This is a genomic window from Inhella sp. (genome assembly GCF_027532025.1).
Classification (GTDB): domain Bacteria; phylum Pseudomonadota; class Gammaproteobacteria; order Burkholderiales; family Burkholderiaceae_C; genus Inhella.
Window position 1 is genome coordinate 1 of sequence record NZ_JAPZSY010000041.1, and the last position, 24,470, is coordinate 24,470.

Here is a 24,470-nt window from a genome sequence, read left to right on the forward strand (position 1 = left end):
GATCTTGCGCTTGGCGGTGAGGCGGGCTTGGATGGTGTCGCCGATGGCCACGGGGGTGACGAAGCGCAGGTTCTCCAGGCCGTAGTTGGCCAGCACGGGGCCGGGGGCGGGGCTGACGAAGAGGCCGGCCGCGGCCGAGAGCACGAAGTAGCCGTGGGCGATGCGCTGGCCGAAGGCCGACTGCTTGGCGGCCACGTCGTCGAAGTGCATGTAGAAGTAGTCGCCGCTCAGGCCGCCGAAGTTGACGATGTCGGCCTCGCTGACGGTGCGGCGGTGGGTGAGCAGGCTCATGCCCACTTCCACGTCTTCGAAGTGGCGGCGGAAGGGGTGGATGTCGCTTTCCGTCACGGCGCCGCCGCGCTGGTACTCGCCGGTGACGGCGCTCATCATGGTGGGGGAGCCCTGCACGGCGCAGCGCTGCAGGAAGTGCTTGACCGAGCGCAGGCCGCCCAGTTCTTCACCGCCACCGGCGCGGCCGGGGCCGCCGTGCTTGAGCTTGGGCAGGGGGCTGCCGTGGCCGGTGCTTTCCAGGGCGGCTTCGCGGTCCAGCACCAGCAGGCGGCCGTGCCAGGCGGCGAAGGTGGGCACGGCGTGCGCGGCCAGGGCCGGCGTTTTGGTGGCCAGGGTGCCGACGAGGCTGCCGCGGCCCAGGGTGGCGAGGTGCAGGCCTTCGTCGAAGTCGTCGTAGGGCATGAGGGTGCTGACGGGGCCGAAGGCCTCGACACTGTGCACGCGCTCGTTGGCCAGGGGCTGGGGGCACATCAGCAGGGTGGGGGCGAAGAAGGCGCCTTGGTCGGTGCCCTCGCCCTTGGGGGCAAAGCCCTGGTTGCCGTCGAGCAGCATCATGTTGCCCTCGGCCAGCAGGGCCACCTTCTCGGCCACGTCGGCCTGTTGCGCGTGGCTGGCCAGCGCGCCCATGCGGATGCCTTCCAGCGCGGGGTCGCCCACCGTCACCTTGGCCAAGCGGGCCTTGAGCGCGGCGCCCACGGCGCCGATGAGCTTGCGCGGCACGATGACGCGGCGGATGGCGGTGCACTTCTGGCCGGCCTTGGCCGTCATCTCGCGGGCGACTTCTTTGACGAAGAGCTCGAACTCGGGGTCGTCGGCGGTGACGTCGGGCGCCAGGATGGCGCAGTTGAGGCTGTCGGCCTCGGCGTTGAAGGGGATGGAGCGGCGCAGCACGTTGGGGTGGCTGCGCAGGCTCATGGCGGTGTCGGCGCTGCCGGTGAAGGTGACGACGTCGGGCTCTTCCAGGCGCTCGAACAAATCGCCCGTGCCGCCCACGATGAGCTGCAGGCAGCCGGCGGGCAGCAGGCCCGAGTCCATCATCAAGCGCACGGCCTCGACGGCCACGTAGCTGGTGGCCGAGGCCGGCTTGACCAGGCAGGGCATGCCGGCCAGGAAGCTGGGGGCGAACTTTTCCAACATGCCCCAGATGGGGAAGTTGAAGGCGTTGATGTGCAGCGCGATGCCGCGGCGCGGCACCAGCACGTGGCTGCCGATGAAGTGGTTCTCGGCCCCCAGGCGCATGGGCGGGCCTTCGTGCAGCACGTTGCTGCTGGGGAGGTCTTTGCCGCCGATGGAGGCGTAGGCGAACAGGGTGCCGATGCCGCCTTCGACGTCGATCCACGAATCGCTGCGCGTGGCGCCGGTGTGGGCGCTGATGGCGTAGAGCTGCTCTTTGCGCTCCATCAGGAAGCCGGCCAGGGCCTTGAGCACGCGGGCGCGGTCTTGGAAGTGCGTGGCCAGCAGGTTCTTGAGTCCGGGGCCGCGGGCGTGGGCCACCATCTCGGCGAAGTCCAGCGCCTCGTCGTGCGTGTGGGCCACCACGCGGCCGTTGATGGCGCTGCGCAGGGCTTGCTTGGGCGCGGCGCCGATCCAGCGGTCGGCCACGAGGCTTTGGAGTTGGAGGGGGGTGGTCATGGGGGGGCTTTCAGGTGGCATGCGATTGCAAATCGCACTGCATGTGAACTTTGGCGAAGAAGGCGCCGGTGGCGAGGTCGCGCATGGCCAGGGGCTCGACGCCGAAGCGCACGAAGCCGCAGCGGGCGTACAGGCCTTCGGCGCGGGCGTTGCCTTCGGTGACGGTGAGGGTGACGACGCGCACGCCCGGCCGCGCGCGGGCCTGTGCCAGCGCGGCCTGCACCAGGGCCTGGCCCAGGCCGCGGCCTTGGTGCTCGGGGGCGACGAACATGCCGAACAAGCTGGCCTTATGGCGGGTCTTGGGGCGGGCTGCGAACTCGAGGCCGGCGCTGCCCACCAGGGTGTCGCCGTCGAAGGCGCCCACCACCAGCTCGGCGGCGTCGGGGGCGTCGTTCACGCGGGCGGCCCAGAACGATTCGGGCTTGGCGGCGCGCTCGTCCACGGTGGCCACAAAAGCGTCGGGCGCGAAGGCGTAGGCGCGAAGGCTGAGCGCGCGGTAGGCAGCCAGGTCGGCCGGCGTGAGGCGCCGCACCGTCATGCGGGCAGCAGTTCCGGCTGCAGCGCCGCCAGGCCGCCCAGCAGCAGCTGGGACACGATCTCGGCCAGCTGCGTGTCGGTCAGCGCGCCGTCGGGGCGGTGCCAGGTGTAGGTCCAATTGATCATGCCGAAGAGCAGCATGGTCACCGGCTTGGCCAGGGCGGCGGGGGCCAGCTTGGGCTGGATGGCGGCCAGCGCGTTGGCAAAGCCGTTGACCACCTCTCGCTCCAGCGCGCGGATGCGCTGCTGGCGCGACTCGGGCAGGAACTTGAGGTCTTCGGTGAGCACGCGGTGCTCGTGCCGGGCCTCGGTGTAGACGCCCAAGAAGCGCTGCACCAGGGCGCGCAGCTGCTGCTCGGGGCCCAGGTTCAGCAGCTGCACCTCGCGCACCAGGCCGGCGAGCTTTTCCACGTGGGCCTCGCAGATGCGGGCCAGCAGCTCGGCCTTGTCGGGCACGTAGTGGTAGAGCGCCGGCTTGGAGAGGCCGCAGGCCGCCGCCACCTGGCTCATCGCGGTGCCGGGGTAGCCGTTCTGGGCGAACAGGCGCGCGGCGACGAGGAGGAGGTCTTGTTCGCGGGGGGTGGGGCTGGTCATGGCGGTGAACGGGGGATCAGCGCTCGTCAAAGCTCAGGGTCACCTCGGGCGTCAGCGCGTGGGCCTGGCAGCTGAGCACGAAGCCGGCCTCGATCTCGTGCTTTTCCAGCGCGAAGTTGCGGTCCATGCGCACGCGGCCTTCGAGCACCTTGCAGCGGCAGGTGCTGCACACGCCGCTCTTGCAGGAGTAGGGCAGGTCCAGGCCGGCGTGGTTGGCGGCGTCGAGCAGGGTGTGCTCGCTGCTCATCACCTCGATGGTGCGGGTGAGGCCGTCGCGCACGATGGTGACGCGCGCCTCGGGGGCGTCGTCGACGTCGGTGTGGTGCGGCGGGGCCTCGCCGCGCGCCATCTCGGGCGTGCCAAAGCGCTCGATGTGCAGGCGCTCAGGTCTAAGGCCCAGGGCGCGCAGGGCGGACTCGGCGCCGTCGTTGAACTCGTGCGGGCCGCAGACGAAGGCCTGGTCGATGCCCTTCACGGGCAGCACGGTGGAGGCGTAAAGCGCGAGCTTGCCGGCGTCCAGGCGGCCGCTGTGCAGCGGGCTTTCAGCAACTTCTTGGCTGAAGATGGGGTGCAGCACCAAGCGACCCATGTGCTGGTTCTTGAGGTCTTCCAGCTCGTCCTTGAACATGGTGCTGGCCACGCGGCGGTTGGCGTACAGCAAGGTGAAGCGGCTCTTGGGCTCGCGGGCCAGCAGGGTTTTGGCGATGGAGAGGATGGGGGTGATGCCCGAGCCGCCGGCGATGCCGACGACGTGGCGGCCTTGCTCACTTGCTGGCGGCAGCACGAAGCGGCCTTGGGGCGGGAAGACCTCGACCGTGTCACCCGCCTTCAGTTGCTCGTGCACCCAGCCAGAGAACACGCCGCCTTTGACGCGGCGCACGCCAACGCGTAGCACGCCCTCGTCGGCCCCGGCGCAGATGGAGTAGCTGCGGCGGAGGTCGTCGCCATTCACCACGGCGCGCAGGGTCAGGTACTGGCCGGCTTCGAAGGCGAAGGTGTCGCGCAGGGCCGCAGGCACGTCGAAGCGGACGACGACGGCGTCGTCGGTGTCGGGCTCGATGGCGGCGACGGTGAGCGGGTGGAAGTGGAGGCTCATGGTGGCGGGATGTTGGGTGCAGCTGTTCTGGCGGCCCTTCGATACCTCAGGGCGAACGAGGTTTACCTCAGGGCGAACGGGTTTTTTGTTGGCCCGAACACTCCCCACTCCGTTCGGGCTGAGGGTTCGAAGCCCCGTGTTGAGTCATATCGGCTTGAAGTACTCGAAGGGCTCGCGGCAGGCGGTGCAGCGGTAAAGGGCCTTGCAGGCGGTGGCGCCGAAGGCGCTGAGGCGCTCGCTAGAGGTCGAGCCGCAGCGCGGGCAGGGGATGCGCTCGTGCAAGCGCAACGGTTGGTCCACCGCGGCCAGCCCACTGGGCGGGGCGATGCCGTACTGGCGGAGCTTTTCGCGGGCCTCGGGGCCGATCCAGTCGGTGGTCCAGGCGGGGGTGCGGCGTTGCTCGATGCGCACGGCGCCGAAGCTGGGGGCGAGGGCGTTGCGGACCTCGGTCTCGATCAGCTCGGTGGCCGGACAGCCGCTGTAGGTGGGCGTGAGGACGACGGTGAGCGTGCCGTCGTCGGCCTCGTTCACCTCGCGCACGATGCCCAGCTCGACCAGGGACAGCGCCGGCACCTCGGGGTCCAGCACGGTGTGCAGGACGGCCCAGGCTTGCTCGACGCGTGCCGAGGCGGTCGCGGTGCTCACCACACGCCGCCGGGGTAGGCGCGCTGCAGGTACTGCAGCTCGCTCAACAGGTGGCCCAGGTGCTCGCTGTGCACGCCGCGGCGGCCGCCGTGGGCGTTGGGCATGTCTGCTGGCGCTTTCAACGTGGCGCGGGCCAGCAGGGCGTCCATCTGCGCGCGCCAGGGGGCTTGCAGGTCGCGCCAGCGCGGGCCCAGGCCCAGGCTTTCCGCCGCGGCATCGACCTCGTCGTCGTCGAACAGTTCCGGCAGCAGCGGCCCCATCCGTTCGATGGCGGCTTGCAGGCGGTTGTGGCTCTCGGCGGTGCCGTCGCCCAGGCGCACGAGCCAGTCGCCGCTGTGCTGCAGGTGGTAGCGGCTTTCCTTCAGGGCCTTGGCGGCGATGGCGGCCACCTCGGCGTCGCTGCTGGCGAGCAGGCGTTCCCACAGCAGCGTGAACCACAGGCTGAGCGCCGTGTTGCGGGCCACGGTAAAGGCGAAGTCGCCGGGCTGGCGGCCGTCGGGGGCGTGGGGCAGCTCGGCCAGCACGGCGTTGAAGAACTGGTGCTCCAGGCGGTGCATGGCGAGCTGGTCTTCGTCCAGCCCGTGCGCGGCGCCCACGTGCGTGAGCAGCGCGCGGGCCTGGCCCAACCAGTCCAGCGCCATGTTGCTTTGGGCCAGGTCTTCTTCCAGCACGGGCGCGTGGCCGCACCACTCGCTGTTGCGCTGGCTCAGGATCAGGGCGGTGTCGGCGATGCGCAGCAGGTAGCGGTCGCGGGGGGTGAAGTTCGTTGGCATGGGGTGCTGGGGTCGGTGCGGCCCTTCGATACCTCAGGGCGAACGGGGATGGGAGGACTCAGGGAGATCAACAACCCTCCGTTCGCCCTGAGCGTTCGACCGGCTCAGGCCAAGGTCGGCCTTTCGGCCGATCGAAGGGCCCGCTCAACGGTTCACATGTGATCGACCGAGGCAGGCAGCTTGTAGAACGTGGGGTGGCGGTAGACCTTGTCGTCGGCCGGGTCGAAGAGCTGGCCCTTTTCGCCGGGGTCGCTGGCGACGATCTGGTCGCTCTTGACGACCCAGATGCTCACGCCCTCTTGGCGGCGGGTGTAGACGTCGCGGGCCATCTGCAGGGCCAGGGCGCTGTCAGGGGCGTGCACGCTGCCGCAGTGCTTGTGGTCCAGGCCCGACTTGCTGCGGACGAAGACTTCCCACAGGGGCCATTCGTTTTGGGCTTGGCTCATGCGGCCTCCTTTTGAATGTTTTGCTTGGCGGCGTGGGCCATGGCGGCTTCGCGCACCCAGGCGCCTTCGTCCCAGGCACGGTTGCGGGCGGCCAGGCGTTCGCGGTTGCAGGGGCCGTTGCCGCCCACCACGCGCCAGAACTCGTCCCAGTTGATGGCGCCAAAGTCGTGGTGGCCGCGGGCTTCGTTCCAACGGATGTCGGGGTCGGGCAGGGTCACGCCCAAGACCTTGGCTTGGTCGACGGTGGCGTCGACGAACTTTTGGCGCAGCTCGTCGTTGGTGAAGCGCTTGATGCCCCAGCGCAGGCTTTGCTCGCTGTTGGGGCTTTGGTCGTCGGGCGGGCCGAACATCATCAGGCTGGGCCACCACCAGCGGTTCACGGCGTCTTGCACCATGGCCTTCTGGGCGGCGGTGCCGTTTTGCATGATGACCAGCAGGCTCTCGTAGCCCTGGCGCTGGTGGAAGGACTCTTCGCGGCAGACGCGGATCATGGCCCGGGCGTAGGGTCCGTAGCTGCAGCGGCACAGGGGCACCTGGTTCATGATGGCCGCGCCATCTACCAGCCAGCCGATGACGCCGACGTCGGCCCAGGTGAGGGTGGGGTAGTTGAAGATGGAGCTGTACTTGGCCTTGCCGGTGAGCAGGGCGCGGGTCATCTCGTCGCGGCTGGTGCCCAAGGTTTCGGCGGCGGCGTAGAGGTACAGGCCGTGGCCGCCCTCGTCTTGCACCTTGGCCAGCAGGATGGCCTTGCGCTTGAGCGTGGGGGCGCGGGTGATCCAGTTGCCCTCGGGCAGCATGCCGACGATTTCCGAGTGGGCGTGCTGGCTGATTTGGCGCACCAAGGTCTTGCGGTAGTGCGCGGGCATCCAGTCTTTGGCTTCGATGAAGTCGCCGGCTTCGATGCGAGCCTCGAAGGCGGATTCCTTGGCCGCCTCTTCGGCGCTGGCCGCCGCGCGCAGCTCTTGCTGCTCCAGGCTCAGGGCTTGGGTGTACATGTCAGCTCCTTTCCAAATCAGGCACCACGAAGCGGTCTTTCAAGCGCGTGGCGCGGCCGCGGAACACGGCGATCAGTTCTTCATTGGGAACGGTCCCGCGGGTGACGGTGACGTCGTAGACCCCGCTGCGGCCGCCTTGGTGCTCGGCCACGGCGCGGGCCGTGAGTTCGTCGCCCACCAGGGCGCTGCGGACGATGTCGATGTCGAAGCCCGAGGCCACGGTCAGCGCGTTGGCGCTGTTGCAGGCGAAGGCAAAGGCGCTGTCGGCCAGCGCGGCCAGCAGGCCGCCATGCAGGATGCCGAAGCCGTTGCAGTGGTCGGGCTTCACAGTCATCGACAGGCTGGCCGTGCCGGCGCGCACATCCACCAGGCGAAGCCCCAAGGCCTGCGAGGCGCGGTCTTGCGCCCACATGGCGTCGGCCACGGCGCGGGCCTTCTGATCAGGGGTCATGGTCAGCGGTCCCTGAACTGCGGCGGGCGCTTTTGCTGGAAGGCGTTGACGCCTTCGGCGTAGTCGAAGCTGAAGCCCAACTGGCTTTGCAGGCGGCTTTCGGTGCGCAGGGCGATGTCGAGGTTGCTCTCGAGCGATGCATCGACGAGCTGGCGCGTTTGCACCAGTGCCCGCGTGGGCATGGCGGCCAGACGGTCCGCGGTGGCCAAGGCCAGGGGCAGCACTTGGTCAGCGGGCGCTGTACGGGCGATGAGCCCGATGCGTGCGGCCTCGGCGGCGCTCAGTTTGTCGCCCAAGAGAGCCAGCTCCAATGCCTTGGTGCGACCGACCAAGCGGGGCAACAGCCAGCTGGCACCGGCATCGGGGATGAGGCCGATTTTGTTGAAACCGAGCACGAAGGAAGCGGCTTCGCTGGCGATCACGAGGTCGCAAGCCAAAGCGAGGCTCAGGCCCGCACCCGCCGCCACGCCGTTGACCGCACACACCGTGGGCACGGCGCATTCGCGCAGCGCCTGCACCAGCGGGATGTAGTAGTGGTTGAGGAGGTGACCGATGTCTTTGCTCGGTTGCTCGGGATCGGGCGCCACCAGGGGATCGGCCAAGTCTTGACCGGCACAGAAACCGCGGCCTTCGCCGGTGATCACCAAGGCGCGCACGTCGGTGTCGGCGCCTGCGGCCTCGATGGCCTCGCGCCATTGCACGAGCATGTCCGCTGTCAGGGCATTTAGCTGCGCGGGACGGTTCAGGCGCAAGACGGCCACGGCGCTGTCGGGCTGGCGGTTCAGTTCGATGAAGCGCTCGGTCATGTCGAGGTTCCTGGTCGACGTTTTGGGGACAACACGGTGGACAACTTGGGGACCAGCAGTGGGTCCGCAGGGGATGGATTGTGCATTCGACCGACCGGTCGGTCGACCCCTGTTTTTCACGGGCCTGGCCGTTGCGACGAACCGGGAGCCGAACAAAGCTGTGGACTGTTCCGGCACAACTGGGGTGTTGTCCACAGCGCCAGGGCCTTTTGGCAAGTTGTTCAGGTTTCGGGTGCAGCAGCGCCGGGGGTCAGCCCACAGGGCAATGGCCATGACAAGTGCTTGTCAGGCTTGGCGTTTCGAACTTATCCACAGCCTGGACCGACCTCTACTACGGCTACCAGTTTGAATTTCAATCATGGAATGAATAACAAGGGACAGCCCAAAGACCACCCAGCACTCAGCCGCGCGACACTCCGGCCATGGACTTGAACGCATGGCAATCTCGGCTCGACGCCTTTGCGGCCGAGCGCGGCTGGACGCCGTACTTGAACGCCAAGAACTTGGCGGTGGCACTGTCGGTGGAGGCGTCTGAACTGCTGGAGTTGTTCCAGTGGCTGTCGCCCGACGAAGCCCAACGCTGGGGGCGAGACGACCCCAATCAGCGCGAGCGCTTGGCCGACGAAATGGCCGATGTGCTGATGTACTTGCTGCACCTGTCCAGGGTCACGGGCATCGACCTGGAAGCCGCAGCCGAGGCCAAGCTGGTCAAGAACGCCGTGAAATACCCAGCACCGAAGGCCGAGTGACCATGTGGCTGCGGCACGAGCGCGTGGCGGTGGTGGACTTTGAGACCACCGGCATGGGTCCGGCCCAAGGGGCGCGAGCCACCGAGATCGGCGTGGTCGTGTTGGAAGGCGGGCAAGAGGTGGCCCGGTTTGCCAGCCTGATGCGCAGCGACGTGCCAGTGCCACCGTTCATCGAACGCTTGACCGGCATCAGCAACGCCATGCTGGCGCAAGCGCCCCCGGCCGAAGCTGTGATGACCGAAGTGGCAGCCTTGACCCAGGGCTGCCCCATGGTGGCGCACAACGCCAGCTTCGACCGCGGCTTTTGGTTGGCGGAATTGGCGCGCATCGGCGTGGACGCCAGCGACACGCCCTTCGTGTGCACGGTCAAGCTCGCCCGGCGGCTGTACCCACAGGCGCCCAACTGCAAGCTGGGCACCCTGGCTGCTTTTCACGGCTTGCGCTTCGAAGGCAGGGCGCACCGGGCGTTGGCCGATGCGCTGGTGACCACAGCACTGTGGCATCGCATCGGGCAAGACGCTGCGCAGCATTTGGCGCCCACGCTGGCCGGTGCGCCTTTGTCAGCCCTGGTCCTGCACGCGGTGCAGGGCTTGACCCTGGCGCAATGGTTGCGCCCGGCCCGACGCAGCCGGCAGGCCATGCTGGCCGCCGAACTGCCCCTGGTGTGACCGTGCCCATGCCGACCATCCAAGCGGTCATTCGGCGGTGCGCGCTGCTGGCTTTGGTTTGGTGTTGGGCGCAGGGTGCCGCTCGAGCCCAAACGCAGCCTGAAGCAGCGGTGTGGACCGACCCCCAAACGGGCTTGACCTGGTCTCGTTGCCTGGAGGGCATGCGTTGGGATGGGCGGCGTTGCCTCGGTTGGCCTCGTCGGGTGTCGCACGCGCAAGCGGCAGCGATGGTGCGGGAGCGCGCCGGGTGGCGTCTGCCGCGGCTGCCCGAGTTGCAGCGCTTGGCGAAGCACGCCGCTCTTCAAGGCGCCAGTGGCCAACTGGACCTGCCCGCCGGCTGGCTGTGGACGGCCACCGCGCACGTGGACGCGACGCCGGTCAACCCCTACAACTACGGCAATGTGCAGCGTGGCGTCACGCCGGACAACGGCGTTCAACTGAAGTTCTTGCACGGTTGGGCCTTGCACTGGCCCGATGGCCGCGCTGATGGAGAGCGCCTCAAGCGCGAGCCCTTGGGCGTGCTCCTGGTGCGTGCTGAGCCTTGATTCCTGAACAGCCTGCCGGTGTTCCGTGGCCGGTCAAAGCGGCCGAGGTTGCGTGACCTGCTCCATCCACCCCAGCCAGCGCATGGCTTGTACACGGCTGGTGCCGCACATGGTCTGGCTGGGGGCCAGCGACGCGCACACGGCGGGCCGTTCGGGTTGGCCAAAGAGCCGGCAGCGGTCGTCGTCGTCCAATTGAGGGCAGCGCACCCCGGCCGGCTTCGCGGTCGCTACCTTAAGGGACGGCGCGGAAGGCTGGGCAGTCATATAAACAGTGTTGCTTCACAGCTTCCCCATCTCATTAGGAACCGAAGCTGTGAACAACCTCCCCCATGTCACGACCAACGAGCTGACGCCGGCCATCGGCACCCGGCCGAAGGCGTACTCCTACGTCCGATTCTCGACCAAGCGCCAGGCGAAGGGCGACAGCCTGCAGCGGCAGCTTGAAAAGAGCCGCCGGTACGCCGCCGAGCACGACCTCGACCTTCAGGAAGCCACGTTCGAGGACCTGGGCGTGTCGGCGTTCGACCGCAGCAACGTGACCCGTGGCGCCCTGGCCGCCTTCATCAAGACGGTCGAATCCGGTGCCATTGAGCCGGGCTCGTATCTGCTCGTCGAGAGCCTGGACCGGCTGTCGCGGTCTGATGTTCTGGACGCCATGAGCCTGCTGGGCAAGCTGGTGAAGCTGGGCATCCGGGTGGTGACGGTCATTGACGGCCGCGTCCTCGATGAGGACACCGTGAAGGAGCCGATGAACGTCATGTATGCCGTTCTGGTCTTCGTTCGCGCCAACGAGGAGTCGGAGACCAAGGCGGACCGGGTCAAGAAGGCACACGACCGCAAGCGTCGCAGCAAGTCGACGTTCGCTTTCGGCCAGGGTCCCGGCTGGCTGCGCCCCAATGAGGCACGTGACGGCTGGGAGGCAATTCCCGAGCTGGTCGAGAGCGTGCGCAAGGTCTTCGAGTACACCGCCAACGGCTACGGCGGCACGGCCATCGCACGCATCGCCAACCGGGAGGGGTGGCCTGTGCCCGCGCGTGCCGCAGACTGGCACAAGACCTTGCCCGGCAAGTTGGTCGCCAATCGCCGCGTGCTGGGTGAGTTCGAGCCGCAAGTCAAGGCCGGAAAGCAGCGTGTGCCCACCGGCGAGGTGTGGCAGAGCTACTACCCGGCCGTGGTCAGCGAGGCGCTCTTCAACCAGGCAAACGCCGCGGTGGCCCGCCGTGTGGACCTGCCAAAGCGGCGGGACATCGGCTACCACAACATCTTCCAGGGAATGCTGCGCTGTGGCCACTGCGGCGGAACGCTGGCTCGCAAGTCCAAGAACGGGCCCAAGAACAGCCTTGGCTATGCACTCTATGTGTGCGCCAACCGCGACCGCGGGGTCACGGCCTGCCCGAACTGGAATGCGGCCAAGCTGGAGAGTGCGCTCATCCGGCCGTTGATGACCTACATCGCAGCGGACATCCAGGAGGGAGGTGCCCGAGAGAAGGCCCGCCAAGAGGTCGGCGAGGAACGTGCTGCCCTGCTGCGCGAGCAGAAGGCCATCAACCACCTGCTGACCACTTTGGAAACCATGGGTGGGTCCACCGCGATAGCCGGCCGGCTTCGCGCGCTTGAGGCGTCAGTCGATGCGCGGACGGCGAAGGTCGCTAAGCTGTCCGCGTTGCTCGCCGACCCGGTAACCCACGTCTTCGAAGGTGACTTGGTTCCCGCCATTGAGCGCGCCCTCGCTGCGGTGCAGGACGTGAGCCTGGCATGGGTCGACGAGCGGGCTCGGCTCCATCAGGCACTGCTGCGCGTGGTCAAGGAGCTTCGGGTTTGGCCTGGCAGCCACGCAGCCGTTCGACTTCAGGGCGACGATGAGCACGTCGTGCTGATTCCCTTTGCCGAGGCCCCGCCGCGGCCTGCGTTCTTGGGGGCGGGCCTGCGCTTCTGGCAAGAGGAGTCGCCCGAGTCGGGCGCCGACCAGGTTGGGGGCGAGCAAGTCGTGGAAGGCTGCGTTGCAGGCTGATAGCGAAGTGAGTAGCCTGCCAAGGGGCGCCCGAAGGGCGCCCCTTTTGCTTAGGGCGCTTCTCGTTCCTGCGCCGGCTCGCTGCCACACAGCAGGTCGGCCGCCCGCTGCGCCTGGGATGCCGCGGTGAAGATGGCGCGCTTGTCGTGCTTCAGCACGGCCAGCCACTCCGCCACGTAGGCCGCGTGGTCCTCCCGCGGCTCCGCGTTGAGATGGCGCTCGGCGCACACGAAGGCGGCGCCGAGCTCGGCCACGAGCTCTTCCATCGCATACGCCTGGTCGCCGAAGCGCTGGCCGAACTGTCGCGCCAGGCGGTCGGGATGGCCGGTCCAGTGCACGAGCTCATGGGCCAGCGTGCCGAAGTACGCCGCCGCGTCACAGAAACGTGAGGCCTCGGGCATCTGCACCAGGTCTGGCCCGGGCGCGTAGAACGCGCGGTCGCCGCCATGGCGCACCGTCGCACCCGTGCGCTCGACCAGTGCCAGCGCATCGGCGTCCGGCTGGATGGCCTTGGGCTGCGGGGCAATTTCCGGCTGCGCCAGTCCGTCCACCTGTTCGGCATTGAACACGGTGTAGCTGCGCAGGAAGGCCACCGCACGCCGTGCAGGGGTCTCGTCCTCGGCTGCCTCGGCGCGGTCGCCGGCCGGGCTGAACTGGCCGGCATAGACCACCATCGTGCCGCGCTCGCCCTTGCGAACCTGACCACCCAGCGCCTCGGCCTGGCGGTAGGTCAACCAGGTGCGCGACGTGAAGCCGCGCTCAATGGCTGCGCCCCACAACAGCAGGATATTCACGCCACGGTACGGCTCGCCGCTGTGTCGGCGCGGCAGCATCCCGCCGCTCGCGGCGCCACGGGACCAGGGGCACGACCAGGGGCGGACGCCCCGGTCCAGGGCCTCGACGATTCGACGGGTGACCTCGGCGTGGAGGTCACGCTGCTGCTTCTTGCCTTCCATGTCCTCTCCTTTAGGGCTGGGGTGCGTGAGGCACCTGTGCCCGTCGGCGAGACCGGGGGTAGAAGAGCGCAACCGCCGCAGGCCTGGGAAGGGGCACACCCCGCCTGCACGACAGGAAGGTGGGGAAGCCAGGCAGGAGGGCACGCCGCAGCGTGCGGACGGTTGCGCGGCGCGAGGGGAGACCCCTTAGAAACAAGAGAGGCGCCCGAAGGCGCCTCTCCCCCCTTGCGGGGCCGTACAGTGCATTTTCCGGACGGGGCCGAGGCCACGAACGGGCGCGCGGGAACGCGCCTAATCAGCTTGTCCCGATTGCCTGCGGGTCATCGTCTGAGGGTCTGATAAGGGTAGTGACTCGTTTTAAACGGCGCGCTGCCTCAGGTCGTGTAACGTCGTCACACTGGAACCGACCCACACCAGCGGGTCGCGCAGTTCGACGGCGACGAGCTTGACCCTGCGTTCCAGCGTTACGCGTTCCTGCAAGGGTCGGTGGCCCCACAGCGACGTGGCGGCCAGCAGGATGCGGCGGGCATGGTTGAGCTCGCGGTCGTAGACGAAGACCAAGCCTCCGAGCCGGTAGGCGCCGGCCTGGTCGAGCGGCTGGCCGACGAGCTCGGCCCACCGCAGGCAGGCGGCAAGCTGCGGCAGCGCCTTGCGGGCGGCCTCCACTTCGCACACCTCCACCGTTGCCGGCCCGTCGGCGCGACGCTGCCAGACGGCACCGTCCGGCATCTTGCGCAGCATCTTCACCATCCGGTCCACTGGGAACGGCGCCTTGCGGCGCAGCAGCAGGTACTCCCCGGCGGTCTGGAAGCCCTCGACCTGGCGCTCGATGAGGTAACGCGTAGCCAGCGTCCGATGGAAGAAGGTGCTGCCCGACACGCTCGACAGGTCCAGCGTGTGCTGCGCCTCGATGCCCCTGGCCTCCAACCAGGTAGCGCCGACACGGGTCAGGCACAGGCTGCGCGAGCCCAGGGCGTTATGGCGTTCCAGCAACAGGCCCTCGGCGACCAGCCGGCTGGCGACGCGCCGGCAGACCTGCTCGGCGTAACGGGCCTTGGGCCAGACAGCACGGGCCAGCTCGGCGACGCGGACGTGCCCATGGTGGGCAACGACACGCATGCACTTCAGCTCGTTGACGCGGGCCTGCTCGCGCCCGCTACGGCTGCTGGTTTGTCGCGGCGCGCGTGATGTTGGCGCGGTGGCGGGCGTGGCGCCCAGCACGCCCAGCAGGTCGGTGGTCGGGACTTTCATGGTGGCTCTCCGTGGTAAGTCCACTGTCTAGCCACCGTCTCGCCGGCCACCGCCGCACCGGCTGCCTGCGCGTCATTGCGCGAAGGCTAAAACGGGGAACTTGACTCATCGAGCCGGCAGTTCCGCCGCGCTTCGCCCGACGGGCGCACCCGTCACCTGGAGCAACTCGATGGACAAGTTCATCCCCAAGTCCGCACTGGTCGAAGCCCTCGGCATCTCGACCCGCACCCTGGAAAACTGGATTGCGCAGCGTGCGTTCCCCGCACCTCGCCACCTGGCCGGCAGCCGGCTGTCGTTCTTCGACGTGGCTGAAGTCGACGCGTGGCTGGAACGCGAGCTCAGCGAAGGGGGTCAGGCATGAAGCGCCCCCGCAACCGCATCGCCAGCACCGACAACGACCGCTGGTTCGAGCGCTACGGCAAGGGCGGGTACTTCTGCCTGCCGCGGGCGCTGCTGTTCAACGCGGTCGACTGCATCGACAACGCGACGCTGTACGTGTACGTCGCCCTCGCCTCCTGCCACTACGAGGGCAACACGACCTACGCCGGGCCGCACATCGCCAAGCTCACGGGCAAGGACGAGCGGGCTGTCCGCGGCCATCTGGCTGACCTGGAAACGCTGGGCCTCATCCGCCGCGAGCCGCTTGGCCAGGGCTTCCGTGTGCTGTTCCTGTGCCCCGACCGCCAGCGCATCAAGAACGGCGCCGCGGAAATCACGTCTCGCAAGCTGGCGCGGCAGCAGCGCCGCGCGCTGGCTCAGACGGCAGCGCCGTCAGCGATGGACGGCGGTCACCAGCGCGAGTTGCTGAATCCGCCGCCGAAGGAACCGCCGCTGGAGAAGCCACCAGCGTCGTAACGGTGCTCGGTAACGCCAAAGGCGTTGCCGTTGATGTCCACGTGGGCGCTGGCCATCGGCGTGCCGTCGATGTTGACCAATGGCCCCCGGCGGTCGTCAGCGCGACGGCGGTGGTCATCGTCGTCGTCGAAACCTTGGCCCGGCGGCGTTGACAAGCCCAGGCGTTGACCCAGGCTACCGGGTCCGCGAAATCGCTTCACCGCGCGCACAAAGCCCCAGAGGACGCCCAACACGAACAGGACGAAGCCCAAGAAGAGGGCCAGCACGTTGGCAGGCACCCCAACCAGCAAGTCACTCGGGATGAAGAACAGGCCGACAAAGCACAGCAAACCGCCCAGGAAGGAGAGCACTTGCCAGGTGAAGTAGGGCTGGTACATGAGAGTTTCTGACCGTGGGAGCGATGCCTTCCGTCACGCGGGTATCGGCCCGATGGGCAGGAACTTGAGCCCGGCGCTGCGCCAGACGCTCAGCGCACCCAGGCGCTTCTGCAGGCTTCAGCCTGCCTGACACGGGGCGGGCCTGGCCCGCCCTTCGGTCGCCCCGCGGCCCAGGCACTCCGGCCTTGCGGGTGCTCTTCACCGGGCGACAGCCGCCCGCAGGGCGGCTTCTTCTTCCGTTCTCAGAACAGGTTTTTGCAGCCGCTTCTGGTCTGAAGGACTTTGGTTATTCGTGGGTAGTGGTCACGCGGTGACGGTCACCGGGTGGTGGTCACCCGGGACCGTTACGGCGTGACGGCGTTTCAGATGACGCCAGTCAGCTTGTCCAGCAGCTTCATCAGGTCCGGCGGCTGCCGGACGATGTGATAGCTCCACCGACCAAAGCGCCCGTCGTTGTTGACGGCGGTGCACCAGCGGTGCGCGGCCTGGGCCTTCACCTCGGCATCGCCAGGCTGGCCCTTCACCTCGACCATCAGGCGCTCGCCCGTCGTCAGGTCCACGATGAAGTCGGGCAGGTAGCGGCGGCGGATGCCGTCCTTGCGATACGGCACCACGAAACCCAGGTGGTCGTTCTTGACCCACTTGGCCACGCCTTGGTGTGCGTCCAGCGCCGTGGCCGCCGCCTGCTCCCACGTCTTCGTGTCGGCCACGATGGCGTTCAGGTGGCACTTCTGCACCGGCCAGGGCTGCCGGCCGGTGAAGAACTCGACGTGCCGCGTCGAGCGTTCGCCCGCCGGCCCGGGGACGATGATGGGACGCTCCTGCGTCTTGCCGCTCTCGTCCACCGGCACCAGCGAATCGAACAGGATGCCCACCGCCTGCTGGAAGTACGGGTTCAGGGCCACGTCCTGCGGCGCCCGGTTGCCCGACAGCTTCAGCTTCTCGGCCAGGAACCGGGTGGTGTAGCCCAGCAGTTGCGGGAACAGCCGGTGCGTGGGGATGACATCGCCACGGTCGGCCAGCCATTGCTGCGTCAGCACCTTGGCCATCGTGAAGGCCACCTGCTGCACCCGCACCTTGGCGCGCCACTGCTCCAGGTTCACCACGTCGGCCGCGCCCGGCCCGTAGGCCGCCAGGGCGCCGTCCTGCGTGGTCAGCCCCTTCATCAGGGTCACGTCCGGCACCGTCATCGGGTTCAGCTCCAAGGTCGGCACCTTGGGCCAGTCCATGGTCAGCCGGGTCACGCCGGGGTCGGTGTAGCCCTCCACCACCGGGAAGCCCAACTCGAACTGCGCCTTGGCCGGCACCGCGTAAATCTGATTGGCCGGCGGTGATGGCGGCTGCTGTGCGCCACCCTCCACCTTGAACGGGATGAGCTCGAACGGCACGCCGAACACCTTGGCCGTCTCTTCGCGGAAGAAGCCGGTGGCCTCGTCCACCGCATAGGAAGTGCGGCGCAGCGCCCGGCCCACCACCTGCTCGCACAGCAGTTGCGACCCGAAGGGCCGCAGGCCCACCACGTGCGTCACGGTCGTGGCATCCCAGCCCTCGGACAGCATGGCCACGCTGATGATGCAGCGCACGTCGCGGCCGGGCGGCACGCTGGCGTCGATGGTCACCAGGCCGTTGTCGTCGTCCTCCAGGGCCTTGCGGTTGTGCTTCTCGACCATGGCCACGTACTCTTCGGGCACCTTGCCGCCCGGCCAGCCGGTCTTGCCGATGGTCTCCAGCACGAAGCGCAGGCGCCGCGCCTCGTCGTTCTTGCCACCGCCCTCGGCGATGTCCTCGGCCACCTTGCTGTCCACCCGCACGGTCCATTCACGGCCAGGCGCGTTGCGGAACTGGTCCGGCGCCGCGCCGTAAGTCGCGTTGCCGTTGGCCAGCCAGTCGTACAGCTCTTTGGCCAGCGCGGTATCGCGGCACACGATGATGAAGACCGGCGGCACGTCGGTCTTGCGGTGGCCGGCCTTGAACTGCGCCGACCACTGCTCGGCTGTCTTGCGCCACTCGTCCGCCAGTTGCACGATGGGCTGCGTCGCATAGCGCATCAGCACGTCGGGCGTCAGCTTGCCGCTGTGGCCTTCCTTCTCGGCAATCTCCTGCACCCAGCGCCACACGTTGAAGTAGGCCGGCGTCTCGGTGCCGCCGATGTCCTGCGTGGGGAGCTGCGGAATCTTCACCAGGCCGGCTTCGATGGCCTCCAGCAGGCTGAAGTCGGACACCACCCACGGGAAGGGCTTACCTACCTCGTTCCCGCTGCCCTGGATGAAGAACGGGGTGGCCGACAGGTCCACGCACAGCCGCACCCCGTTGGTCCGGCCGCCCAGGGCCTTGTTGATGCGGTCCAGGCCCTCAATCCACACCGTGGCCTCGCGGGCATCGACCTCGGCCGTTTCCTCGTCGATGGCGAAGGTGTCCTCGGCGTCGAGCTTGCCGCGCCGGTAGGCGTGGTGGGCCTCGTCGTTCATCACCAGGATGGCCGAGCTGCGCCCCTTGCGGTTGCCCAGCACACGGCGCAGGAACGCGGCGTCGCTCTCGAAGTAGCGCACCTCCTTCACCTCAAAGCCGGTGAGCTGGCCCTTGTTGTCGCGCAGCTCGCGCAGGATGTCGAAGGCCCCGGTCAGCGCCTGCTGCCGGATGTCGGCCTCGGTCACCGCGTCCTTGCCGCCCACCTTCACGGTGCGCAGCTTCTCCACCGGCACGCCGCGCTTCACCACCTTGGCCGACGTGCCGTTCACGTCGGTCAGCTCGCGCCGCTCCAGGTTGTGCCAGTTGGTGATGAAGACCTCGCCCTTGCGCAGGTCGGGCATGCGGTGCAGCGGCACCAGTTGCCGCGTGCGGTACAGGCTGAGCTCGTCCAGGTTCGGGTCGAGCTCGCGCAGGCGGTCGCGGATGGTGACGTTCGGGCAGACGATGAGCACCGTGTCCGAGTAGGCCGGGGCCTGCGGCTGAGCCACCTTGTTCAGGATGGACCAGGCCGACAGCATGCCCATCACCGTGGTCTTACCGCTGCCCGTGGCCATCTTCAGCGCGTAGCGCACGAAGGCCTTGTAGCCCTCGGCCTTGGCATCGTCGCCCGGCTCGTCGCTCGGCACGTTGATGCCCTGCTTCAGGTCGTCCGGCCCCTCCACCAGGAACAGCACCGTTTCCACGGCTTCGAGCTGGGCGAAGAACAGCCGCTGCGAGCGGTCCGGCGACCGCCACAGTTCCAGCAGTTCCCGCGTGACCTTGGTGGCGCCGGCATAGTCGCGCTCCCGCCACTCGCGCAGGCGCTGGCGGATGAGGTTGGCCAGGTCCAGCAGGTATTCCTGACCCTTGGATGCGTCGTCCAGCAGCGACTGCTGGCCCTTGGCCTTGCGCCCCCGCGCCGCACGGTCCGGCACGCGGAAGAAGTACGAGGCCAAGCGACGGCCTGGCCGCTTCTCCGGGTGTTTGCCTTCTTCGATGTGCCAGTGGAAGGCCGGCGCGTCGTAAGGCGAGTTGATGATGGGCGCTTCGACGGCGTTGATTTGGCTCATGCTGCGCACCTTTGGACGATAGTCGTCGCGTCAAGGTAAATGGCAAAGAGTCGGCTGATGGCCAACCATCCCAGAGCCTTGCTGTCGAAGCTCACCCGTACCGGAGCCCCTTCCTGGAGCTGCCTTGACAAGGCAGAGAACTGGCCGACGAGAGCGACATCTTTCGGAAGTCGGCGAGCCAGTTGCCTCTCAACACGTCGCGCGTACCCATTTGCAACGAGCTCGAAAGCTGTCGAGTAGAGCCGCTGAATCTGTTCAAGCGACACTTCCTCGCGCTGGCGATTTTGATTCTGCTCGCCTGGCGCTACCCGGCGAATAGTCAAGGACTTAGGGTCCTCCGAGAACACCCATGCCTCGTTGCCATTTGGCGTATAGACGATGGAATGAGAAATGGACTCATCAAGTTGTCCAACCCCGTTCACGTCAATGTAGACAGAGTGTGCGTCAAGGTCCTTCGCTGCATACCTGGCGTCTAGATTTGGTTGGTCAACAAACAGCGGCGCACAAAAGTAGAACTCTAGGCCAGGCAAGTTCTGTGAAACCAGGGCCTCGATGGTATTGAACTGCACTGGGTCAACCGGAAAGGCAAAGTACGGATTACCGGCCGCATTTCTGAATGCCTTGTTTGCCCCGCTACCAGGACCATCCACCAAGCGAACAACCTTGTGTTGCAATGCTAGGGCGTTGATAACGCCACCACCGTTCTGGAGATTGAATGCAACGTCATAGCCAAGCCACTTCTCCTCCTCCTGCGAAGGGATGTGCGGCATTCCGATTACGCTGGCCGAGTTCTTGTGAATGAACTCGGCGTTGAAAAGAAACTCAAAAAGCCGCTCCGCGAACACGCTGTGGTGGACGGTCATGCCTTCACCTCCAGCACGCGCATCAGCTCGTTGCCGCGCTCGTCGATGACCTTCACCGCTACACGGCGCTTCGGCCCGATGGGGAACGGCTCGCTCACCGTGCCGGCCAGGTGCTCCCACACCGACGGGTCGAACTCGGCCTTCAGCGACTTCTGCAGGTTGTCCCACGCAGCGGTCTTGGGGAAGAAGACCTGGGTGGCGTAGAAGCACATGCCGTCGTAGTCGGTGTCCAGCATCCACGCCGGCAGGTTCTGCGCGGGGATGTCCTCCTGGTCCATCGTGGCCGGGTTGAAGATGTCCAGGCCGCGCAGCTCGACCTCCCACAGGTCGGCGCCGTCCTCGTTCTTCTTGCCGGTCTTGCGCGCCACGGCATCGGGCAGGCCGGTGACCGAGAAGATTTCGCTGGCGCGGCTGGTCTTCAGCAGGTCGCTCATGGCCACGTCCGGCGTGACCGTGACGTAGGTGCAGGGCACGCGCAGCTTGGCGCGGTCTTCCAGCAGTTCGCGCGCCTTGGCCTGGATGGCGAAGCCGAAGAAGTACAGGTGCGGGAACTTCAGGAAGTAAGCCTCGCGGGCCGCCTCGAAAACCACGTCGGACGAGATGGCACCGTCCTCCGGGCCGAAGACCACGGCGATGCGGTTGCCCTCGGCGTCCAGGCCTTCGGCGTGGATTGCATCGCTGTCGGTCATGCGGCGGATGTCGGCCAGCACCAGTTCGCGGTTGCCGGGCAGGCGCAGCGTCTTGGACTGACGCAGCACTTGGGTCATGCGCTCGATGTGCGTGGCAGGGTCGGAATACTTGCCAGCGGGCTCTGCCACCTTCAGAGGCAAGCCGCCATTGGCGGCGTCGGCATCACCCAGCGCGGCATCAAGACTCTGGACGTCAGGCTCCTCCTCCACCCGCGCGCTGGCGTCGACTTCGACCGTCTGCGCCGGGGCGATGGTCGCCTCGACAACAAATGGACCGGCGACACGCGTGACCTTGTCATTTACCTCTGGTCGGTCAACCAGCACTTCCGTCGCAGGCGACTCCTCATTAGCGATGGACTTCAAAGTGATATGCGGAATGAGACCGCCAATCTCCTCGCCCTTGCGATTCTGCTTCCGCTTGTATACGAAACCACCCTGCGGACCTACCTGTTGGTCTTTGAGCTCGTAGTATGGGAAAGTTGCCGTTAAGAGACGCTGGCGAGCCAACGCAAGAGGAACCCGGGAGGTGTCGCACGTAATCCACCGACGCCCCCATTGCTCAGCCACATACGCGGTTGTTCCGGAGCCGCAGGTAGGGTCCAGCACCAAGTCGCCTGGCTCCGTGCACATCAACATGCATCGCTGAATTACCGCAGGAGAGGTTTGAACGACATAGAGTTTTTGAGCAGCGAACCCACTAATTCCAGTATCACCCCAAGCATTCGAAATAGGAAATACCGGGAAATCACTGAGATAGCGGACATACCGAAGAGTATTCCCAATCCAAATCATTCGCCGAGCCTCCCTCAGTCGAATGAGCCCCTTTTCGTCAGTCTTGAATGTTCCCTTCGGAAGGTTGAAAGTCTTGCCCTCGTATTCAAAGCTGCGAACATCGGTGCCTTGCGCAGGCCGCTGACTGGTCAAGTCACCGTGGGCAAAAATCTTTGAACCGGCTGGCGCAAGCGCAAGCGCCTCGGGATTTCCATAATTCTTTCGTGTCCCGTCCGGATGCTCTGCAAACGTGTATTGCGTCGCACCAGCCTCCCCCAGCTCCTTTGTCTGGTACAGCTGCCGAAACTTTACCCTCGTCTTGTCTTTCGCATACCAAACGATGAAGTCAGTTACTGAAGACAGTAGGTCGCCAGACGCGCCCGATGTCTTGGCGAACGATATGACACTTACAAAGTTCTCGGCGTGGAAAACATCATCCATCAACTCACGTATATGGTGCAAATTCTCATCGGAGATTTGGACGAAAACACTTCCACTCTCATGCAGAAGCTCCTTGGCCAAGAGCAACCTATCACGCATGTAGGTCAAATACGAGTGAAGGCCGAGCTCCCATGTATCCCGATAGGCTTTCACCATCTCGGGTTCGCGCGTCATCTCCCCGTCGTTCGCGTGTTTGACCGAGCTCTTGCGAACAAACGGCTGAAAGTTCGAACCGAACTTCACACCGTACGGCGGGTCCAGGAAGACCATTTGGACTTGACCGCCGAGCCCCTCGAACTCCAGCAGCGAGTTCATCACCTGCAGGCTGTCCCCGAGAATCATCCGGTTCTGCCACGGCCCCTTGTGCTCGTAGGCATCGAGCTTGTCGGTCACGTCCAGCCCGCCGCCGTCGCCGAACAGGTCGTAGGTGGTGCCCTTGGCCTTGCGGTGCTTGATGCCCTCCAGGATGGCCTTGGTCGAGTGCCGCTCGTGCACGAACAGCGGCACCGTGGGCACTGAAATCTGGTGGCGCTCGGCCTTGCCGGTCCAGTTCAGGAAGGGCTGGCTCAGCGCCTGCAGCAGGTCGGCCGCCGCCTTCAACGATTGCACCTGCACGCCACCGCCGGCCCACACCTGCGGCGCGGTGAACACCGCCGCCTCGCCTTCGGTGGCGCAGCGCTGCACCAGGCCCAGCAACCATTCGGCCAGGTCGCGGTCGCGGTTCTCGTCCCAGCTCAGCGCCGGGTCCAGGCTGCTGTCGTAGCGGTAGGTCTTCGGCGGCTTTCTGGTGTTGAACTGGTCCTGCACGCCGACATCAGGGCGCTGGGTGGCCTGCTGGGCGTGCTGATAGTCGGTGGTTTGGCTTTGCGGCGTGGCTGCGCTCTTCTTGGTGGCCAAGACGTGCTCCCGTTCGGTTATTGCATGACGTAACCGACAAGGATACCGGCCGAATTGCTGCATTACGCCGGTCGAATCGACATCGGCGTTATCGCGCGCCAGCGCGTGCGGGTGCCACGCCGCAGGACGTGGGGCAAGGCGTTCAGCCGCAGCACCGCGCGGTGCACCGTGCCCACACGGTCAACGCGCGGCAGGGGGCGCCTCCGGGCCGGATTTCGTCCCAACGAAATCGGGTCCGGTGGGGGCGTCAGCCCCGCCCCAACCGCTGAAGGCGGGCGGGCAACCTGCGTGATGGCCGACGTCCAGGAGGCGCCAGCGGGTGGCGCGAACAGCGGCACCAATGGCAAGCAGCGCGCGGGTTGCCCGCCCGTTGGCTCTGCCATGCAGAGGCAGCGGGATGGGGCGCGGCCTTGGCGAGGGGACGAGGGCGTCCAGCCCGAGACACGGCGTGTCGCCCTAGCGACCGTGAGCCGGGGTGCCCCGTGCTCCCACGGTGGAAGCGTCTGCTTCTACCGTCTCGGTCTTGGCGACGGTCTGCAAGACGGTCGCCGGTCACGGTCATCGGCCGGCGCCGACCGTGAACTACTGCCTTGCCTGGTTGCGCGGCGACGATACAGTTCGGTTCCTACTTCATCAGCGCACCTCCCGCGCAAGAACACGCTCCCCCCACCCAAGCTGGTGGCATCGGGGTCGTGTTCTTTAAAAACCCTTGCCTGTCGGCATACCCCAGACCCGCGCTTAGAACAGACTAACTAGCCTTCGCGCCCTGGGGTCGGCGCCGACCAGCCAATTCCCAACATCCAAGACCTGGCCGCACACCTGCGTGGCGCGCCAGTAGACGCCGCCCGTCCGACGGGTGCTGCGTAGGGCAGTTCATGCCCCGCAAGTTCAAGCCGTTCTGGCCTTGAGCTGCCACCTCCCGCCGCCTGACTCTTCGGCGGCACCCCTCACACATCAAGCCTTGCCGGCGGCGTCGCCGGCAGGGCTTTCGTCTTTGGAGATTCCGACATGAGCAACATCAAAGTCCTGAGCGCCCTGTTCTCCCGACCCAAGGCGGCTGCCGCTCCCACCCTGAAGGTAGTCGCACCCGCCCCCTCCCTCGCTGACCTGATGCATCGCGACGGCGGGTTCGAAGTCGCCGGCTTCGACTTGAACGGCAACTACCGCATCCTGTCCCGAAAGACCGGCCAGCTCGTCACGCTGAGCGGCAAGCTCGACGGCTCCACGTTGCTGAAGACGATTGGGGCTGAGTATTGCGAAAAGCACTACAGCGACAGGGACCCCAAGACCATGAAGCAGGTCTTCTCGCCGGAGCGGCTGGCCAAGGAAATCCGGGTGCGCTGCGATGCATTCGGCCTGGCGCAGGCAGACACGGTACGGGGCCCGGGTCTCTACGTCGATGACGGCAAGCTGGTCGTCCACTACGGCCTGGCGGTCTACGACGACACCGGCGCGCCGGTGGACACCACGCCCACCCAGCAGCGGGTGTACGTGGCGGGCGAAGGGCTCGGCTTCAACGCCTCGACGCCCGCCGCGTCAGCAGCCGATGTGCACCTGGTCGAAAGCACGTTCGAGTCGTTCGGCTTCGAGCAGCAGCACGGGGCGGCGGTGTC

22 protein-coding genes and 1 pseudogene are annotated in these 24,470 nt (G+C 66.9%); 7 read left to right on the forward strand and 16 right to left on the reverse strand.

The annotated features are described in order from the left end of the window. The 10 genes from paaZ to O9335_RS07325 all read right to left on the reverse strand — a co-directional run. A partial coding sequence (gene paaZ / locus O9335_RS07280; protein ID WP_298385791.1) for a phenylacetic acid degradation bifunctional protein PaaZ occupies positions 1-1,923 on the reverse strand: 1,923 nt, incomplete at its 3' end. 10 nt (positions 1,924-1,933) lie between these two features. Next, a complete protein-coding gene (locus O9335_RS07285; RefSeq protein ID WP_298385794.1) occupies positions 1,934-2,461 on the reverse strand; it encodes a GNAT family N-acetyltransferase in 528 nt (175 codons plus the stop codon). Further along, positions 2,458-3,054, reverse strand: coding sequence for a TetR/AcrR family transcriptional regulator (locus O9335_RS07290; protein ID WP_298385797.1), 597 nt, complete (start codon positions 3,052-3,054; stop codon positions 2,458-2,460). Before O9335_RS07290 ends, O9335_RS07285 begins: the two co-directional genes overlap by 4 nt. A 16-nt stretch (positions 3,055-3,070) precedes the next feature. Then, on the reverse strand, positions 3,071-4,150 hold the full coding sequence (gene paaE, locus O9335_RS07295) for a 1,2-phenylacetyl-CoA epoxidase subunit PaaE (RefSeq protein ID WP_298385800.1): 1,080 nt from the start codon (positions 4,148-4,150) through the stop codon (positions 3,071-3,073). 144 nt (positions 4,151-4,294) lie between these two features. After that, the gene (gene paaD / locus O9335_RS07300) at positions 4,295-4,795 is read right to left on the reverse strand and encodes a 1,2-phenylacetyl-CoA epoxidase subunit PaaD (RefSeq protein WP_298385805.1); all 501 of its coding nucleotides are present in this window, start codon (positions 4,793-4,795) and stop codon (positions 4,295-4,297) included. After that, a complete protein-coding gene (paaC, locus tag O9335_RS07305; RefSeq protein WP_298385810.1) occupies positions 4,792-5,568 on the reverse strand; it encodes a 1,2-phenylacetyl-CoA epoxidase subunit PaaC in 777 nt (258 codons plus the stop codon). The genes paaD and paaC overlap by 4 nt, the downstream gene beginning before the upstream one ends. A gap of 152 nt (positions 5,569-5,720) precedes the next feature. After that, positions 5,721-6,014: a 1,2-phenylacetyl-CoA epoxidase subunit PaaB gene (gene paaB, locus O9335_RS07310; RefSeq protein ID WP_298385814.1), complete on the reverse strand. Its 294-nt coding sequence runs from the start codon at positions 6,012-6,014 to the stop codon at positions 5,721-5,723. Continuing rightward, a complete protein-coding gene (paaA, locus tag O9335_RS07315) occupies positions 6,011-7,009 on the reverse strand; it encodes a 1,2-phenylacetyl-CoA epoxidase subunit PaaA (protein ID WP_298385817.1) in 999 nt (332 codons plus the stop codon). The genes paaB and paaA overlap by 4 nt, the downstream gene beginning before the upstream one ends. Before the next feature lies 1 nt (position 7,010). After that, entirely contained in the window at positions 7,011-7,460 is a 450-nt protein-coding gene (gene paaI / locus O9335_RS07320; RefSeq protein ID WP_298385820.1) for a hydroxyphenylacetyl-CoA thioesterase PaaI, read from the reverse strand. Positions 7,461-7,462: 2 nt separating this feature from the next. Further along, the gene (locus tag O9335_RS07325) at positions 7,463-8,266 is read right to left on the reverse strand and encodes an enoyl-CoA hydratase-related protein (protein WP_298385823.1); all 804 of its coding nucleotides are present in this window, start codon (positions 8,264-8,266) and stop codon (positions 7,463-7,465) included. A gap of 422 nt (positions 8,267-8,688) precedes the next feature. Between O9335_RS07325 and O9335_RS07330 the strand changes: the two genes are divergently transcribed. The 4 genes from O9335_RS07330 (at position 8,689) to O9335_RS07350 (ending at position 12,239) form a co-directional block, all read left to right on the forward strand. Then, positions 8,689-9,015: a nucleotide pyrophosphohydrolase gene (locus O9335_RS07330; RefSeq protein WP_298385826.1), complete on the forward strand. Its 327-nt coding sequence runs from the start codon at positions 8,689-8,691 to the stop codon at positions 9,013-9,015. A 2-nt stretch (positions 9,016-9,017) separates the two neighbouring features. After that, positions 9,018-9,683, forward strand: a complete 666-nt coding sequence (locus O9335_RS07335) for a PolC-type DNA polymerase III (protein ID WP_298385829.1) — start codon at positions 9,018-9,020, stop codon at positions 9,681-9,683. 8 nt (positions 9,684-9,691) lie between these two features. Beyond that, complete coding sequence (locus O9335_RS07340) at positions 9,692-10,228, forward strand: DUF1566 domain-containing protein (protein ID WP_367185415.1); 537 nt, start codon at positions 9,692-9,694, stop codon at positions 10,226-10,228. A gap of 313 nt (positions 10,229-10,541) precedes the next feature. Then, a complete protein-coding gene (locus O9335_RS07350) occupies positions 10,542-12,239 on the forward strand; it encodes a recombinase family protein (protein ID WP_298385835.1) in 1,698 nt (565 codons plus the stop codon). A gap of 50 nt (positions 12,240-12,289) precedes the next feature. Here the strand turns inward: O9335_RS07350 and O9335_RS07355 are convergent, their stop codons facing one another. Both O9335_RS07355 and O9335_RS07360 read right to left on the reverse strand, forming a co-directional pair. Next, positions 12,290-13,195: a zincin-like metallopeptidase domain-containing protein gene (locus O9335_RS07355; RefSeq protein ID WP_298385837.1), complete on the reverse strand. Its 906-nt coding sequence runs from the start codon at positions 13,193-13,195 to the stop codon at positions 12,290-12,292. Between the two features lie 357 nt (positions 13,196-13,552). Then, a complete protein-coding gene (locus O9335_RS07360; RefSeq protein WP_298385842.1) occupies positions 13,553-14,446 on the reverse strand; it encodes a hypothetical protein in 894 nt (297 codons plus the stop codon). A gap of 169 nt (positions 14,447-14,615) precedes the next feature. Between O9335_RS07360 and O9335_RS07365 the strand changes: the two genes are divergently transcribed. Together O9335_RS07365 and O9335_RS07370 are read left to right on the forward strand one after the other, a co-directional pair. Further along, positions 14,616-14,807: an AlpA family transcriptional regulator gene (locus tag O9335_RS07365; RefSeq protein WP_298385845.1), complete on the forward strand. Its 192-nt coding sequence runs from the start codon at positions 14,616-14,618 to the stop codon at positions 14,805-14,807. Continuing rightward, positions 14,804-15,301 carry a hypothetical protein gene (locus tag O9335_RS07370; protein ID WP_298385848.1) on the forward strand — a complete coding sequence of 166 codons (498 nt, stop codon included), beginning with the start codon at positions 14,804-14,806 and terminating at the stop codon, positions 15,299-15,301. The genes O9335_RS07365 and O9335_RS07370 overlap by 4 nt, the downstream gene beginning before the upstream one ends. On the opposite strand, the gene O9335_RS07375 is transcribed toward O9335_RS07370, so the two are convergent. The 4 genes from O9335_RS07375 to O9335_RS07390 all read right to left on the reverse strand — a co-directional run bounded on the left by O9335_RS07375 (position 15,235) and on the right by O9335_RS07390 (position 22,857). Beyond that, entirely contained in the window at positions 15,235-15,678 is a 444-nt protein-coding gene (locus O9335_RS07375; RefSeq protein WP_298385851.1) for a hypothetical protein, read from the reverse strand. The genes O9335_RS07370 and O9335_RS07375 overlap by 67 nt on opposite strands. Positions 15,679-16,040: 362 nt before the next feature. Further along, on the reverse strand, positions 16,041-19,196 hold the full coding sequence (locus O9335_RS07380; RefSeq protein WP_298385854.1) for a BPTD_3080 family restriction endonuclease: 3,156 nt from the start codon (positions 19,194-19,196) through the stop codon (positions 16,041-16,043). Beyond that, the gene (locus O9335_RS07385; protein ID WP_298385857.1) at positions 19,193-20,059 is read right to left on the reverse strand and encodes a hypothetical protein; all 867 of its coding nucleotides are present in this window, start codon (positions 20,057-20,059) and stop codon (positions 19,193-19,195) included. The genes O9335_RS07380 and O9335_RS07385 overlap by 4 nt, the downstream gene beginning before the upstream one ends. Continuing rightward, positions 20,056-22,857 carry a site-specific DNA-methyltransferase gene (locus tag O9335_RS07390; protein WP_298385860.1) on the reverse strand — a complete coding sequence of 934 codons (2,802 nt, stop codon included), beginning with the start codon at positions 22,855-22,857 and terminating at the stop codon, positions 20,056-20,058. Before O9335_RS07390 ends, O9335_RS07385 begins: the two co-directional genes overlap by 4 nt. A 1,008-nt stretch (positions 22,858-23,865) precedes the next feature. Between O9335_RS07390 and O9335_RS07395 the strand changes: the two are divergent. Next, a pseudogene (locus tag O9335_RS07395) lies at positions 23,866-24,470 on the forward strand (hypothetical protein); the annotation flags it as partial.